This window comes from Naasia sp. SYSU D00057 (assembly GCF_017916505.1).
Classification (GTDB): Bacteria; Actinomycetota; Actinomycetes; order Actinomycetales; family Microbacteriaceae; genus Naasia.
Window position 1 is genome coordinate 157,666 of sequence record NZ_JAFMSZ010000004.1, and the last position, 14,895, is coordinate 172,560.

14 protein-coding genes are annotated in these 14,895 nt (G+C 73.4%); 9 read left to right on the plus strand and 5 right to left on the minus strand.

Going from position 1 to position 14,895, the window contains the following annotated elements; translation table 11 throughout:
• The first annotated feature begins 50 nt into the window (after positions 1–50).
• The 4 genes from J3P36_RS13570 to J3P36_RS13585 are packed head-to-tail and all read left to right on the plus strand — an operon-like array spanning position 51 to position 3,662.
• Complete coding sequence (locus J3P36_RS13570) at positions 51–488, plus strand: hypothetical protein (protein ID WP_210508740.1); 438 nt, start codon at positions 51–53, stop codon at positions 486–488.
• Positions 485–1,462, plus strand: a complete 978-nt coding sequence (locus tag J3P36_RS13575; protein WP_210508741.1) for a bifunctional riboflavin kinase/FAD synthetase — start codon at positions 485–487, stop codon at positions 1,460–1,462. Before J3P36_RS13570 ends, J3P36_RS13575 begins: the two co-directional genes overlap by 4 nt.
• On the plus strand, positions 1,459–2,706 hold the full coding sequence (locus J3P36_RS13580; protein WP_210508742.1) for a CynX/NimT family MFS transporter: 1,248 nt from the start codon (positions 1,459–1,461) through the stop codon (positions 2,704–2,706). The genes J3P36_RS13575 and J3P36_RS13580 overlap by 4 nt, the downstream gene beginning before the upstream one ends.
• On the plus strand, positions 2,703–3,662 hold the full coding sequence (locus J3P36_RS13585) for a nucleoside hydrolase (protein WP_210508743.1): 960 nt from the start codon (positions 2,703–2,705) through the stop codon (positions 3,660–3,662). Before J3P36_RS13580 ends, J3P36_RS13585 begins: the two co-directional genes overlap by 4 nt.
• A gap of 110 nt (positions 3,663–3,772) precedes the next feature.
• On the opposite strand, the gene J3P36_RS13590 is transcribed toward J3P36_RS13585, so the two are convergent.
• The 3 genes from J3P36_RS13590 to deoC are packed head-to-tail and all read right to left on the minus strand — an operon-like array spanning position 3,773 to position 7,152.
• On the minus strand, positions 3,773–4,642 hold the full coding sequence (locus J3P36_RS13590) for an aldehyde dehydrogenase family protein (RefSeq protein WP_210508744.1): 870 nt from the start codon (positions 4,640–4,642) through the stop codon (positions 3,773–3,775).
• Positions 4,639–6,087: an aldehyde dehydrogenase family protein gene (locus tag J3P36_RS13595; protein ID WP_210508745.1), complete on the minus strand. Its 1,449-nt coding sequence runs from the start codon at positions 6,085–6,087 to the stop codon at positions 4,639–4,641. The genes J3P36_RS13590 and J3P36_RS13595 overlap by 4 nt, the downstream gene beginning before the upstream one ends.
• Before the next feature lie 18 nt (positions 6,088–6,105).
• Positions 6,106–7,152, minus strand: a complete 1,047-nt coding sequence (gene deoC / locus J3P36_RS13600) for a deoxyribose-phosphate aldolase (RefSeq protein WP_210508894.1) — start codon at positions 7,150–7,152, stop codon at positions 6,106–6,108.
• A gap of 191 nt (positions 7,153–7,343) precedes the next feature.
• Here deoC and J3P36_RS13605 point away from each other — a divergent pair, with 191 nt between their 5' ends.
• From J3P36_RS13605 to J3P36_RS13615, 3 genes are all read left to right on the plus strand, one after another.
• Positions 7,344–8,267, plus strand: a complete 924-nt coding sequence (locus tag J3P36_RS13605) for an ROK family protein (RefSeq protein WP_210508746.1) — start codon at positions 7,344–7,346, stop codon at positions 8,265–8,267.
• Positions 8,268–8,324: 57 nt separating this feature from the next.
• Positions 8,325–9,242, plus strand: coding sequence for an alpha/beta hydrolase (locus J3P36_RS13610; protein WP_210508747.1), 918 nt, complete (start codon positions 8,325–8,327; stop codon positions 9,240–9,242).
• A gap of 95 nt (positions 9,243–9,337) precedes the next feature.
• Positions 9,338–9,856, plus strand: coding sequence for a GDSL-type esterase/lipase family protein (locus J3P36_RS13615; protein WP_210508748.1), 519 nt, complete (start codon positions 9,338–9,340; stop codon positions 9,854–9,856).
• A 64-nt stretch (positions 9,857–9,920) separates the two neighbouring features.
• Here J3P36_RS13615 and J3P36_RS13620 read toward each other — a convergent pair whose 3' ends face one another.
• Both J3P36_RS13620 and mmuM read right to left on the minus strand, forming a co-directional pair.
• Entirely contained in the window at positions 9,921–10,454 is a 534-nt protein-coding gene (locus tag J3P36_RS13620; protein WP_210508749.1) for an O-acetyl-ADP-ribose deacetylase, read from the minus strand.
• Positions 10,451–11,353, minus strand: a complete 903-nt coding sequence (gene mmuM, locus J3P36_RS13625; protein WP_210508750.1) for a homocysteine S-methyltransferase — start codon at positions 11,351–11,353, stop codon at positions 10,451–10,453. Before mmuM ends, J3P36_RS13620 begins: the two co-directional genes overlap by 4 nt.
• A gap of 55 nt (positions 11,354–11,408) precedes the next feature.
• Between mmuM and J3P36_RS13630 the strand changes: the two genes are divergently transcribed.
• Positions 11,409–13,223: a DUF2207 domain-containing protein gene (locus J3P36_RS13630; protein ID WP_210508751.1), complete on the plus strand. Its 1,815-nt coding sequence runs from the start codon at positions 11,409–11,411 to the stop codon at positions 13,221–13,223.
• A 70-nt stretch (positions 13,224–13,293) separates the two neighbouring features.
• The gene (locus J3P36_RS13635; RefSeq protein WP_210508752.1) at positions 13,294–14,892 is read left to right on the plus strand and encodes a stealth conserved region 3 domain-containing protein; all 1,599 of its coding nucleotides are present in this window, start codon (positions 13,294–13,296) and stop codon (positions 14,890–14,892) included.
• Positions 14,893–14,895 lie beyond the last annotated feature (3 nt).

The following is a 14,895-nucleotide window of genomic DNA, read 5'->3' on the forward strand; positions in this document are numbered from 1 at the left end:
CGCCGGAACGGGGACGAGTCACCCCTCCGGTGCGGGATAATCGGAGGGCCATGACCTCTCGCACGTCCGCCCCTCCCGTCCGGCGGCGGCGCATCAGCGGCGTCGGCCTCGTCCTCGTCGCGGTCTACGGCATCCTCGCGCTCGCCGCGACCGGCCGCTCCACGGTGCAGATCCTCACCGACTTCTCCGAGGCCCCGCTCGCCTACACGCTGTCCGCGGTCGCCGCCGTCGTCTACATCCTCGCGACCGTCGCCCTCGTGGCGCGCGGCGTGCTCTGGTACCGGATCGCGTGGATCACGATCGCGTTCGAGCTGCTCTTCGTGCTCACCGTCGGCACGCTGAGCGTCGTCGATGCGGCGCTCTTCCCGCGCGACACCGTCTGGTCCTACTACGGGCTCGGCTACCTGCTCGTCCCGCTCGTGCTGCCCGTGCTCGGCATGCTCTGGCTGTCCCGGCACCGCCCGGGAGCGGAGAAGGTCGAGTCGTGATCATCGCCCGCTCGCTCGACCGGATCCCCGACGAGGTCCGGCCGAGCGCGGTGACGATCGGCAAGTTCGACGGCGTCCACGCCGGCCACCGTGCCGTGCTCGCCGAGCTGCTCGCCGCGTCGGAGCAGCGTAGCCTCACGCCCGTCGTCGTCACCTTCGACCGCAACCCTCTCGCCGTGCTCCGCCCGGAGGCGTGCCCCGAGAACCTCGTCAGCCTGGGGCAGAAGCTCGAGCTGCTGGAGGAGGCCGGGGTCGCCGCCACCGTCGTGCTCGAGTTCACGCGCGAGCTCGCGGCCTGGACGGCCGAGGAGTTCGCCGAGCGCGTGCTCGCGACCGCCCTCGAGGCCCGGCTCGTGCTGGTCGGCGCCGACTTCCGCTTCGGCGCGCGCGGCGCCGGAACCGTCGACACGCTCCGTGAGCTGGGCGCCGTGCACGGCTTCGAGGTGCAGGTCGTCGGCGACGTGCTCGCCGACGGCGGCCGCGCGTCCTCCAGCCGCATCCGCCGGCTCCTGGACGAGGGCGACGTCGAGCACGCCGCGCTCCTGCTCGGCCGGGCGCCCACGGTGCGCGGCGAGGTGGTGCGGGGGCTGCAGCGCGGCCGCGAGCTCGGCTATCCGACCGCCAACCTCGCCGCCGAGTCGGAGGGCCTCGCCCCCGGCGACGGGGTGTACGCCGGCTGGCTCACCGACTCCTCGGCGCCCGGCACGCCCCGCTACCCGGCCGCGATCTCGGTCGGCAGCAACCCGACGTTCGACGACGTGACGCGCAAGACGGTGGAGGCCTACGTCCTCGACGAGGACCTCGACCTGTACGGGCATCACGTCGAGGTCGAGTTCACCCGGCGGCTCCGCGGCATGGTCGCCTACGCGGGCGTCGAGCCGCTCATCGCGCAGATGGGGCAGGACGTCGCGGAGGCCCGGCAGCTGCTCGGCGCTCCCGCCCCGGACGGGCGCGGATCGAGCACCGGCGGGTGACCGCGGCTCCTCTCCCCGTGCGGACCGGGCGCATCCTCGCTCTCGTCTGCATCGTCCTGCTTGCGCTCAACCTGCGCACGGCGGTCGCGTCGCTCTCACCGGTGTTCGACGAGATCGACGCGGACATCCCGCTGTCGAGTGTCGCGATCGGCGTGCTCGGGACGCTGCCCCCGATCTGCTTCGCGGTCTTCGGCCTGCTCGCGCCCGCGATCGGCCGGCGCATCGGCCTCGACACGGGCATCCTGCTCTCCGCGGTGGTCATGACGGTCGGCCACCTCGTGCGCGGCTTCGCGCCCGACTACTCGGTGCTGTTGATCGGCAGCGTCCTCGCGCTCGCGGGCGTCGGTGTCGGCAACGTGCTGCTGCCGCCCGCCGTGAAGCGCTACTTCCCGGAGCGGATCGGCGCGCTGACCGCGCTGACGAGCGCCCTGCTGGCGATGAGCGCCGCGGTGCCGCCCCTGATCTCGGCGCCGCTCGCCACGTCGGCAGGCTGGCGCACGGACCTCGCGGTGTGGGGCCTCATCGCGATCACCGCCGTCGTGCCCTGGGTCGTGCTGTGGCTGCGGGAGCGCCGTGTCCGCTCCGCCGCCGCTCTCGGCGACGATCCGGAGGTGGAGGAGCCTGCGCTGCTCGGCCGCACCTGGCGATCGCCGGTCGCGTGGTCGACGGCCACCGTGTTCGCCGCCTCCAGCTTCAACGCCTACGCCATGTTCGCCTGGCTGCCGCAGATCCTCGTCGACACCGCGGGCACCGACGCGTTCACCGCGGGCGCCCTCCTCTCCCTCTACGCGATCGTGGGCTTCCCCGCGGGGATCCTCGTGCCGCTGCTCGCGGTCCGGATGCGCAACACCGGCCTCCTCGTCTACGCCGGTGTCGCGTTCTTCCTGATCGGCTACGGCGGCCTCCTGCTCGTGCCCGGCACGGCCACCTGGCTCTGGGTCAGCGCAGCCGGACTCGGGCCGCTCCTGTTCCCGCTCGCGATGGTGCTCATCAACCTGCGGACCCGGACGCACCAGGGGTCCGCGGCGCTCAGCGGCTTCACCCAGGGCGTCGGCTACACGGTCGGCGCGACCGGTCCGCTGCTGCTCGGTCTGCTGCACCAGGGAACCGGGTCGTGGACTCCGCCGCTGCTGCTCGTCACCGCGATGGGCGTCGCGGCGATCCCCGCGGGCATCGCCCTGACGCGCCCGCGCATGCTCGAGGACGATCTCGCGGGGGACGCCCTGCCGAAGGGGAGCCGATGACCGTACCCGTCCTCGTCGACTGCGACACCGGCATCGACGACGCCGTCGCGCTGCTCTACCTGCTCGCCTCTCCCGAGGTCGACGTGGTCGGGATCACGACGGTGTCCGGCAACGCGCCCGCCCGCTCCTGCGCGCTCAATACGCTGCGGGTGCTCGCGCTCGCCGGACGCGAGGACATCCCCGTCGCGGTCGGCGCCGAGCGCCCGTTCCTCGCCGAGCCGCTGCCGCACTCGTCCGCCGTGCACGGCGGAGACGGGATGGGCGACGCGGGCCTCGCCTCCGCCGACCCGTCGCTCCTCGACGAGCGGCGTGCGCTCCGGCTGATCGACGACCTGTCCCGGGAGCACGAGGGCCGGCTGCGCATCCTCGCCCTCGGCGCGCTCACGAACCTGGCCCTCGCCGTCCGCGCCGACCCGGCGCTCGTTCCCCGGATCGCCGACGTCGTCGTGATGGGCGGCGCCGCGGACGCCCCCGGCAACCGCACCCCGGCGGCGGAGGCGAACATCGCGCACGACCCGGAGGCCGCCGCCGTGGTGCTGTCCGCCGGCTGGCCGGTGACCCTCGTCCCGCTCGACGTCACGATGCCCGAGCTGCTCACCGAGGAGCACTGCGCCCGCCTCGCGGAGGCCGGCGAGGTCGGCCGCTTCGTGGCGACGATCAGCGACCACTACATGGACTTCTACGCCCCGATCCTCGGCCGGCGCGCGGCCCCGCAGCACGACGCGCTCGCCGCCGCGGTGCTCACGGGCGAGGTGGTGCCGTCCGTCTTCCCGCTGCTGCGGGTGGAGGTGGAGTGCGGATCCGGCCCCGCCCGCGGCGCGACCGTGTGCGACACCCGCGGCCGCTACCGCGGCAGTCCGGACCAGGCGGACGGCAACTGCCGCGTCGCCCTCGCCCTGGAGCGGCCGGGCGCGTTCGCCGACGCCCTCGTGGAGCGGCTCGCCGCCTGGCGCTGATCCTCAGCGGAAAAACGCAACGTCCGATGCAAAGCGCAACAGGAGAGCGTTGCGTTCTGCATCGGACGTTGCGTCTTGACCGGACGGCGCGGCGGGGGAGCGGGAACCCCCTAGAGGAGACCCTTCGTGTGCCACACGGTCTTCGTCTCCGTGAACGCGCTGATCCGGTCGAGGGACGGAGCCGCTGCCCCGACCCCGTCCTCGGGCGCGAGGACGCGCTTGAGGGTCTCGGCCGCGTCGACCTGCAGCTGCACCCAGTCGAGCGCGCCGGCGCCGACGAGGTCGAGCGCGTTGACATCCGCGTGGGACGCGAGCCACGGCGCGATCTCCTGGGGAGAGCCGGTGAGGACGTTGACCACGCCGCCCGGCACGTCGCTCGTCGCGAGCACCTCGCTGAGGCTGATCGCCGACAGCGGCGCCTTCTCCGAGGCGACCACGACGACGGTGTTGCCCGCGACCAGGGCGGGCGCGACCGCGCTGACGAAGCCGACGAGGGAGTGCCCCTCACCGGTCTGCGGCCCGATGATCGCGACGACGCCGGTCGGCTCAGGTACCGAAAGGTTGAAGTAGGGGCCGGCGACCGGGTTGCCGTTGCCGAGCACCTGGGCGTACTTGTCGGCCCAGCCGGCGTACCAGACCCACCGGTCGATGGCGAGGTCGACGGCCGCCTCCGCCCGCTCCGAGGTGAGGCCCTCCGACCGGACCAGCTCGTCCACGAACTGCACGCGGCGGCCCTCGAGCAGCTCCGCGATGCGGTACAGCACCTGGCCGCGGTTGTACGCAGTGGTTCCGGCCCAGCCCTTTCCCGCGGCCCGCGCGGCGACGACCGCGTCGCGGGCGTCCTTCCGCGAGGCCTGTGCGGCGTTCGCGAGGAACGCGCCCTCGGCGGACACGACCTCGTAGCTGCGGCCGCTCTCGCTGCGCGGGAACTTCCCGCCGATGTAGAGCTTGTACGTCTTGGGAACGGCGAGACGGCTCACGAAACTCCTCCTGAAGGGGCGAGGTAGGCGGACAGGCCCTGCTTGCCGCCCTCCCGGCCGTAGCCGGACTCCTTGTAGCCGCCGAACGGCGACGCCGGATCGAACCGGTTGAACGTGTTGGACCACACCACGCCGGCCTTGAGACCGTCGGCGACCGCGAGGATGCGGCTGCCCTTGTCGCTCCAGATGCCGGCGGAGAGGCCGTAGGGGGTGTTGTTCGCCTTCGCGATCGCCTCCTGGGGCGTGCGGAAGGTGAGGATCGACAGCACCGGGCCGAAGACCTCCTCACGCGCGATGCGGGATGAGGACTGGACGCCGGTGAAGATGGTCGGTGCGAACCAGAACCCGTTCTCCGGGATCTCGCACGCAGGGCTCCACGGGGTCGCGCCCTCCTGCTCGCCGACGGCGGTCAGCTCGCGGATCCGCTCCAGCTGCTCCGCGCTGTTGATCGCGCCGATGTCCGTGTTCTTGTCGAGCGGGTCGCCGAGGCGCAGTGTCGAGAGGCGCTGCTTCAGCCGGTCCACGACGTCGTCGTGCACGTTCTCCTGCACGAGCAGACGGGAGCCCGCGCAGCAGACGTGGCCCTGGTTGAAGAAGATCCCGTTGACGACGCCCTCGATGGCCTGGTCGAAGGGGGCGTCGTCGAAGACGATGTTCGCCGCCTTGCCGCCGAGTTCGAGGGTGAGGCGCTTGCCGGTGCCCGCCGTCGCGCGCGCGATCTCGCGGCCGACAGCGGTGGAGCCGGTGAACGCGATCTTGTCGACGCCGGGGTGCCGGACGAGCGACTGCCCGGTCGCGCCCGCGCCGGTGACGATGTTGACGACGCCGGGCGGGAGGTCGGCCTGCTGCAGGATCTCCGCGAACAGGAGCGCCGTGAGCGGCGTCGTCTCCGCCGGCTTCAGCACGACCGTGTTGCCCGCGGCGAGCGCGGGCGCGATCTTCCACGCCAGCATGAGCAGCGGGAAATTCCAGGGAATGATCTGCCCGGCGACGCCGAGCGCCTTCGGATTCGCGCCGAGGCCCGCGTAGTCGAGCTTGTCGGCCCAGCCCGCGTAGTAGAAGAACCAGGCGGCCACGAGCGGGATGTCGAGGTCCCGGCTCTCCTTGATCGGCTTGCCGTTGTTGAGGCTCTCGGCGACGGCGAGCTCGCGGGCCCGCTCCTGGACGAGGCGCGCGATGCGGAACAGGTACTTGCCCCGGTCGGCGCCGCTCATCCGCGACCAGACGCGGTCGTAGGCCTTCCGGGCGGCGGCGACGGCGAGGTCGACGTCGTGCTCGTCGGCGGTCGCGACCTCGGCGAGGTGCTCCTCGGTGGCGGGGGAGATGGTGGGGAAGGGGGTGCCATGCCCGTCGACGAACGCGCCGTCGATGAACAGGCCATAGGAGGGGCGGAGGTGCACGACCGACCGGGATTCCGGCGCGGGGGCGTAGTCGAGGAAGCTCATGGCTCTGGTCCTTGCTGGTCAGTCGATCGTGACGTAGTCGGCGCCGGAGTAGTGGCCGCTGTGCAGCTTCTGCCGCTGCAGCAGCACGTCGTTGAGGAGGCTCGACGCGCCGAAGCGGAACAGGTGCGGCTGCAGCCACTCCTCACCTGCGGTCTCGGCGACCGTCACGAGGTACTTGATCGCGTCCTTCGAGGTGCGGATGCCGCCCGCCGGCTTCACGCCGACCTTCTCGCCGGTCATCCGGTGCCAGTCGCGCACGACCTCGAGCATCAGCAGCGTCACGGGCAGCGTCGCGTTGCTCGTGACCTTGCCGGTGGAGGTCTTGATGAAGTCGGCGCCCGCGAGCACCGAGAGCCAGGAGGCGCGGCGCACGTTGTCGTAGGTGACGAGCTCGCCGACCTCGAGGATCACCTTGAGGTGCGCGTCGTTCCCGTCCGGGCGGCGGCACGCCTCCTTGACGGCGACGATCTCCTCGAACACCTGGCCGTACCGGCCCGCGAGGAAAGCACCGCGGTCGATCACCATGTCGATCTCGTCCGCTCCGTTGCGAACCGCGTCGGCGACGTCCGCGAGCTTCACCTCGCGCGACGCGCGGCCGCTCGGGAACGCGGTGGCGACGGCGGCCACGGCGATCCCCTCGCCGTTGCCCGCCGCGCGGGCCTTCGGCGCGTGCAGCGAGCCGAGCGCCTCGACCGCGACGGGCACGAGGTCGCCGTACACGCACACCGCGGCGACGCGGGGGCAGCTCGGGTCGGAGGGGTCGGGCGTGATCGCCTTGGCCACGAGGGAGCGCACCTTGCCGGGCGTGTCCGCGCCCTCGAGGGTCGTCAGGTCGACGAGCTCGATGATCCGGTCGAGGGCCATGGCCTTCGACGTGGTCTTGATGGAGCGCGTGCCGAGGCTCGCCGCGCGCTGCTCGAGGCCGACGGCGTCGACGCCGGGGATGCCTTCGAGATACCGCCGCAGCGTGGTGTCGGTCACCGGCCCGTCGAGGAGATCGAGGGCTCGGGCGGCGCCGGCGCTCGGCGCAGCACCTGCCGGGCGTGCCCCGGCTCCGGTGTCGATGGTCACTGGTTCTCTCCCGCTTCGCGCCCGGCGCAAGCTGCGCGGGGCGACCCGTCAAGCGTACGGCAGGGCCCCTCGTCCGGCGCCGTCCGGGCACTCCGCCGGAAAGCGGGCCGGTCCGGCGGAACCGGGCCGCCGCGGAGGCCCGGTTCCGCCGGACCGGCCCGGCTCCTCCTCCTATGCTCGGAGCCATGGACCTGGCGCTCGCCGTCGACCTCGGCGGCACCAAGGTGGAGGCCGCCCTCGTCGACTCCGACGGCGCCGTGCTCCCGGACAGCCGCTTCCGGGCACCGACCGGCCCGACCGCCACGCGCGAGGACATCGCGGACTCGATCCGCCGCGTGGTGGCGTCCGCGCTCGCCGCGACCCCGGCGGATGCGCGACTGGTGGGAGCGGGGATCGGCAGCGCCGGCCCCGTCGACATCCCCGGCGGGCGCGTCGCGCCGCTCAACCTGCCGGCGTTCGCCGGCCACCCGATCGTCGACCTCGTGCGGGAGCAGGTGCCGGATCTCCCCGTCGCCCTCGCGCTCGACGGACTGTGCATCGCGGTGGCCGAGCACTGGATCGGCGCGGGCCGCGGCGTGACCTCGATGCTCGGCATGGTGGTCTCGACCGGCGTCGGTGGCGGACTCGTGCTCGGCGGCCGCCCGGTGCAGGCGACGACCGGGAACGCCGGGCACATCGGCCAGATCGAGGTCGCCGGGTTCACCGAGCCCGGCGTCGCCGGCGATGCGGCGATGCTCGAGTCGATCGCGAGCGGCCCCAACACCGTCGCCTACGCCAACAGCCTCGGCTGGACGGGGGCGACCGGCGAGGAGCTCGCCGCCGCCTACGCCGAGGGCGCACCCGCCGCGCTCGCCGCGGTGCGCCGCAGCGCCGCCGCCGTCGGCCGGGCGATCGCGTCCGTCACGGCGCTGTGCGACATCGACCTCGCCGTGATCGGCGGAGGCTTCTCCCGGGTCGCGCCCGACTACCTCGACCTCGTCCGCGCCTCCCGGGACCGGGACACGACGCCGGCGTTCGTCCGCCGCGCGGAGATCGTGCTCAGCGGGCTCGGGTCGGAGGGGCCGCTCGTCGGCGCGGCGGCACTCGTGCACCGCGCGCCCGGGCGCTGACCCTGCGGCCCTCACGCGTCCAGCCTCCCGGCAGGCGGTGCCGGTTACCGTCGAGGAATGAGGCGGAGCGGAACGGCGGCGGCCCTCGCCGTGCTGCTCGCGCTCGCCGGCTGCACCGCGGCTGCGGACGCCGGCCCTGAGACTCGCGAGCCGGCTCCCGCGGTGTCGCCGTCGCCCAGCGATCCGGCGAAATCGGGCATCCGGCAGACCGGCATCGTCTACCGCACCGTGGACGGGACGGACCTCGCGCTCGACGCGTACCTGCCCGCGGAGCCGATCGCCGATCCGGTCCCGGCGATCGTCGTCGTGCACGGCGGCGGCTTCACGAGCGGCAGCCGCGACGGACTGGACGCGGCGCCGCTCGCCTCCGTCCTCGCCCAGGCCGGGTACGCCGCGTTCTCGATCGACTACCGCCTCCTGCCCGAGCATCCGTATCCGGCCGCCCTCGAGGATCTGCAGGCGGCGATCCGCTGGCTGCGCGAGCCCGAGCAGGTGGCGTCGTTCGGCATCGATCCCGCCCGCATCGGCGCCTTCGGCGGCTCCGCGGGCGCGATCCTCGTGGCCGAAGCCGGCACGGCGGGGGAGGGGCCGCTCGACGAGGGCGCCCGCCTCGGGGCGGTCGTCGCCCTCTCCGGCATCATGGACTTCACCGAGGGCGCGCTGACCCCGGACCTCGGCGCGGCCGACCGGCGCACCGGCCTCGCGTACCTCGACTGCACCGACCCGTCCGCCTGCCCGGTCGGCGTCGAGGCATCGCCGCTGGCCGCGGCCGATCCCACGGATCCGCCGTTCTACCTCGCCCACTCGGTGGACGAGGAGCTGCCCGAGCAGTCGGCGGTCGCGCTCGCCGAGGCGCTCAGGGCCGCGGGCGGAACGGCCGAGCTGGAGCTGCGGCCCGGCTCCGCGCACTCCGTGCTGATGCTCGACACCGCGATGAGCGAGCGGATCCTGGCCTTCCTCGCCGCAGAGCTCTGACGCTCGCCGCAGCCAGCCGAGGACGAAACGGTCCCGCTCGGGACGGCACGGCCGCTCGCTGGCGGGCGGCGACCGCCTCGCCGTAGCCTCGGAGCATGGCCGAATCCGACAGCACGACCACCGTCTTCCTGGGGGACAGCCTCACCGAGGCGGGCAACTGGGCCGAGCGCTTCCCCGAACTGGACGTGGTGAACCTGGGTGTCAGCGGCGACACCACCGAGCAGGTCCTCGAGCGGCTCTCCGCCGTGACCGAGAGCGCACCCGCAACCGTCGTCGTGATGGTGGGCACCAACGACCTCGCCTGGCGGCGCGGCGTCGAGCAGATCGTCCGCAACATGGAGTCGATCCTGTGGAAGCTCCGCAACGAGCTGCCGAACGCGCGCATCCTGGTGCAGTCGGTGCTTCCGCGCGACAGGGAGCTCGCCGACCGGGTGCGCGAGATCAACATCCACCTCCGTCAGTTCGCCCCGACCGTGAAGGCGGAGTGGGTGGACCTCTGGCCCGTCTTCGCGGAGGAGGACGGCGAGATCCGCGCCGAGCTCAGCGGCGACCGGCTGCACCTCAACGAGGCCGGCTACGAGGCGTGGGCGCAGGTGCTCCGCGAGCGCCTCTGACCCCGCGGTACCCGGCGGTCGCGGTGCGAGCGCAGCGAGCCTCGGAACCGTCACACGGAGCGGGCTAGCCCAGCGCGGCCTCGAACTCCCGCAGCGCGGGCGGACTGAACAGCACGAACCGGACGAGCTCGGGCGCGCCGTGCGCGTCGAGCTCCTCCCGGGTCGTGCTGACCGCGATGCGGGCCGCATCGTCCATCGGCCAGCCGTACACGCCGGCCGACACGGCGGGGAACGCGACGCTCGCGGCGCCGAGCTCCCGCGCCACCTGGAGCGAGCGCCGGTAGCAGGACGCGAGGACCGCCGACCGATCCTCCCGGTCGCTGTGCACAGGGCCGACCGTGTGGATCACCCAGCGCGCCGGAAGGCGCCCGGCCGTCGTCGCGACGGCGTCTCCTGCGGGCAGCCCGTCCGGCAGGCGGGTCCGGCGCAGCTCCCGGCACGCGGCCAGGATCTCCGGACCGCCGGCCCGGTGGATGGCGCCGTCCACGCCGCCGCCGCCGAGCAGCGAGCTGTTGGCGGCGTTGACGATCGCGTCGACCCGCTCCTCGGTGATGTCGCCGAGCACCGCCTCGATCCGGGCTGCTCCGGTCCGGGTCATGCCGCCTCCTCCAGCACCTCGGCGAGGTGCGCGATCTGCTCGGGGCGCACCCTGCAGCAGCCGCCGATGAGCGTCGCGCCCGCGTGGCGCCACCGGCGGATCAGCTCGTCGGGGAAGGCGGGGGAGCCGACCCACGTGCGGTTCTTGGCGTCCCACTCCTCGCCGCTGTTCGGGTAGACGACGATCGCCTTGCGGGTCGCCTGCCGCGCCACGGCGATCGAGCCGAGCACCTCGGACGGGGCGCTGCAGTTGACGCCGACGGCGACCACCGCGGGCGAGGAGGCCGCCACCCCGAAGGCCTCCGCGAGCGACTCGCCGCTGCGCAGCGTGCCGAGCGACACCGTGACCGAGATCCACGCCGGTACGCCGAGCCGGTCCACCTCCGCGGTGACCGCCTCCACCTCGGCGAGCGAGGGGACCGTCTCGACGGCGAGCAGGTCCGCACCCGCGTCGGCGAGGATCTCGAGGCGCGGCCGGTGCCAGGCCCGCAGCTCGTCGACCGTCAGGCCGTAGTTGCCTCGGTACTCGGACCCATCCGCGAGCATGGCGCCGTACGGCCCGACCGAGGCGGCCACCCAGGCCTCCCGTTCCGCGCGCGCCTCGTCGGCGAGCGCGACCGCGCGTCGGAGCAGGGCCTCCGCCTCCCGCCTCTCGACGCCCTCCCTGGCGAACCCCTCGAAGGACGCCTGGTAGGACGCGGCGATGGCGACGCGGGCGCCGGCGTCGAAGAACTCGCGGTGCGCGGCGACGATCTCCTCGGGCCGGTCGCGGAGGAGCCGGGCGGACCACACGCCGCCGCTGAGGTCGTTCCCCCGCGCCTCGAGCAGTGTGCCCAGCCCGCCGTCGAGCACGACGGGGCCGCGCTGCACCGCCTCCTCGAGCGGGAGCGGGGACGGCATGGACGACACCCTACGACGGCCCGGGAATCGGATCCCACCCCCTAGAGTCGGTTCCGTGCGCACCCCCGTCGCCGCCCTCTCGGGGGCGCTGGCCCTGGTCCTCGTCCTCCTCGGCGCCGTGGCGCCCGCGAACGCCGACGTCGGCGACTTCACGTTCAGCTCGTTCGAGGCCGACTACCACCTGGACCGGGACGCGGACGGCAGAGCGACCCTGCGCACCGTCGAGAGGCTCACCGCCGAGTTCCCGGAGATCGACCAGAACAGGGGCATCCAGCGCGCCCTCGTCGACGAGTACCAGGGCGCGCCCACCGACCTCACCGTGGTCTCGGTCACCGACGGCGACGGTGTCGCCCTCGACTGGGAGTCCGAGGAGGAGGACGACTTCACCGTCCTCACGATCGCGGGCGACGACTACCTCCATGGGTCGCACACGTACGTGATCACCTACGAGCAGCGGAACGTGATCCTGTTCGACGAGGACGCCGGAGTCGAGGACTTCTACTGGGACGTCAACGGCACCGGCTGGGCGCAGCCGTTCGGCAGCGTCACCGCCCGGCTGCACGTCCCGGCCGACCTGGCCCGGCAGTTCACCGGCAGCGCGGCCTGCTACCAGGGCGCCGAGGGCTCGACCGAGCAGTGCCCGGTCACCGCGGAGCAGTCGGAGGACGGGGCCGTCGTCACCGTGTCGGCCGCGGACCTCGGACCGGGCGAGAACGTCACGCTCGCCGTGGGGTTCGTCCCGGGCACGTTCGTGCCGCGGGACGACTCGCTGTTCGCGTCCCCGTTCGGCGTCGTCCTGCTGCTCGGCCTCGCGGTGCTCGCCGCCGCGGCGGTGGCGGCCGTCGTCGTCCGCGTCACCCGGCTGCGGGACGCGCCCGGCCGGCCGACCCTCGTTCCCGAGTACCTGCCGCTGCGCGAGCCCGACCTGCTGCTGTCGGCCCACCTCCTCGGGCGCACGAAGCGCGCGGTCGCCGCCGCGCTCGTCTCCCTCGCGGTGCGCGGCATGATCCGCATCGTGGAGGAGCCGGCGTCGGGACGGAAGCCGCTCTTCGCCGTGCAGTTCGTCGACGCCGAGGGCCGGCCCCGCCTCGGCAGAGGCCCGCGCGGGGCGACCGGAGCGGAGAAGCGCCTGGTGCGCGCCCTGTTCGGGAAGCCGAAGCCGGGCGAGCGGCGGACGCTCGACCCGAAGGACACCGAGCTCGGCAAGAGCGTGCACGCCGTGCTGCAGAAGCTGCCGCAGGATGCGCTCGACCGCGGCTATCAGCGCAGGCCGCCCCGGCGCCCGCGCGTCTGGCTCGCCATCCTCGGCCTCGCCGGCATGGTGCTCACCGTCGTGGCCGCCGTCGTCCTGCTCGCCTCGGCGCAGGGCGGCGCGCTGCCGTTCCTCGCCCTCCTGCTCTCCCTGGTCGGGGTGCTCGCCCTCGTGCTGCCCGCCAAGCGGCCCCTCACGGCGGAGGGCGCCGAGGTCCGCGATCACCTGCTGGGCGTCCGCGACTATCTGCGTCTCGCCGAGGCGGACCGCATGCGGGTGCTGCAGAGCCCCGAGGGCGCGCTCCGCACCGAGGCGGCGGGCGGCGGCTCCGTTGTCCAGCTGTACGAGCAGCTGCTGCCGCACGCGGTGCTCTTCGGCGTCGAGCGCGACTGGGCCGAGGTGCTCGGCACCTGGTACGAGCGGGAGCGGACGGAGCCGGACTGGTACGGCGGATCCGCCGGGTTCAACGCCGCCGGCTTCTCCTCCGGCATCTCCGCCCTCAGCTCCTCGGCGTCCACCTCCTACTCCGGCAGCAGCTCGTCGAGCTCCAGCAGCGGCTCGTCGGGCGGGGGCTCCTCGGGCGGCGGCGGAGGAGGCGGAGGCGGCGGAGGGGTCTGACTGGGGATGGGATCGTTCCCTCACCTAAAGTGAGCGATCGACCATCTTCCCCGACTCGCGGAGCCGCCTCATGCCCAAGAAGACCCCGCGACCGGCCCTTTCACTCGTTCCGCCCGGGCTTCTCGCCCGCACCGACATCGTCGATCGCGCGGGCAGACTGACCCTCGTCAACGAGACCCGCACCCCGCACGAGGCGATGGTCCAGGACCTGCTCTTCGTCCGCCGGGTGCTCGACGCCAACGGCATCCGGGCGCTGCTCATCCGCCACGACGACGCCCGCCCGACGCTCGCCATCGAGGCCGAGGACTACCCGGCCGCCGAGGCCGCGCTGGTGGCGGCGTCCGCGTCCGAGCCGTTCTACGCGGACACGCTGCGGCCGAAGGACCTGACCCTGAAGGGCGAGCCGGTGCTCGTCGCAGCCGGGCGGCTGTCGACCTCCGCCGCGCCTCGCGTCCTGCGCCTGTACCGGCCGCGGGCCGACCGCAGCGGATCGCTCAGCTACGGCGCCGCGTTCGCCGTGCAGCTCGAGGTGTGGCGCCGTGCGAGCGAGGACATCCTCGTCCCCGTCGAGAACGCGCTCACCCGCCGCCGCCTCCCGCTCGAGGAGTTCGTCGAGGCGAGCGTCGAGCGCTACGGGCACACCTGGACCACCCTCGAGCACATGTTCGACCCGCTCGCGAGCGACGTCGACTTCGAGGTCGACATCATCTTCAGCTGGGTCGACGGCACCGACATCGAGTTCCAGCGCGCGCGAGCGCAGCGCATGGAGAGCTACGTGGTGGGCGAGGGCGACGACGCCGAGGCCCGCTACCGCCAGGTGGACGAGCTGCGCTACGCGCTGCGCTCCGTGTACCTCTACGCCCCGTGGATCCGCAACATCTACATCGCCACCGACTCGCCCGCGCCGGCCTGGCTCGCCGAGCACCCGCGCGTCCGCATCGTCCGGAGCGAGGAGTTCTTCGCCGACCCCTCCGTCCTGCCGACGCACAACTCGCAGGCGGTCGAGAGCCAGCTGCACCGGATCCCGGGCCTCTCGGAGTACTACCTCTACTCCAACGACGACATGTTCTTCGGGCGCCCGGTCGGCCCCGAGATGTTCTTCTCGCCCGGCGGCCTCACCAAGTTCATCGAGGCGACCACCCGCATCGGCCTCGGCGAGAACGACCCGAGGCGGAGCGGATTCGAAAACGCCGCCCGGGTCAACCGGCGGCTGCTCCGCGAGCGGTTCGGCCGCGTCACCACGCGGCACCTGGAGCACACCGCGGCGCCGTTCAAGAAGAGCGTGGTGGAGGAGCTCGAGCGCACCTTCCCGGAGGAGTTCGCGCGGACCGCCGCGTCGCGGTTCCGGTCCGCCACGGACATCTCGGTGACGAACTCCCTGTACCACTACTTCGCGCTCTTCACCGGGCGCGCGGTGCAGAAGATCGGCGCCAAGGTGCTCTACGTCGACACGACGACGCGCAAGGGCCTGGCCCTGCTCGACCGGCTGCTCCGCAAGCGCTCGTTCGACTTCTTCTGCCTCAACGACGGCAGCTTCCCGGAGGTGAGCGCCGAGGAGCGCGCGCAGGCGATGCGCGCCTTCCTGGAGCGCTACTACGCCATCCCCGCGCCGTGGGAGAGCACCGTGGTCGAGGTCGGCGAGGAGCCCGCCGAGCTCACCGCGAGCTGACCA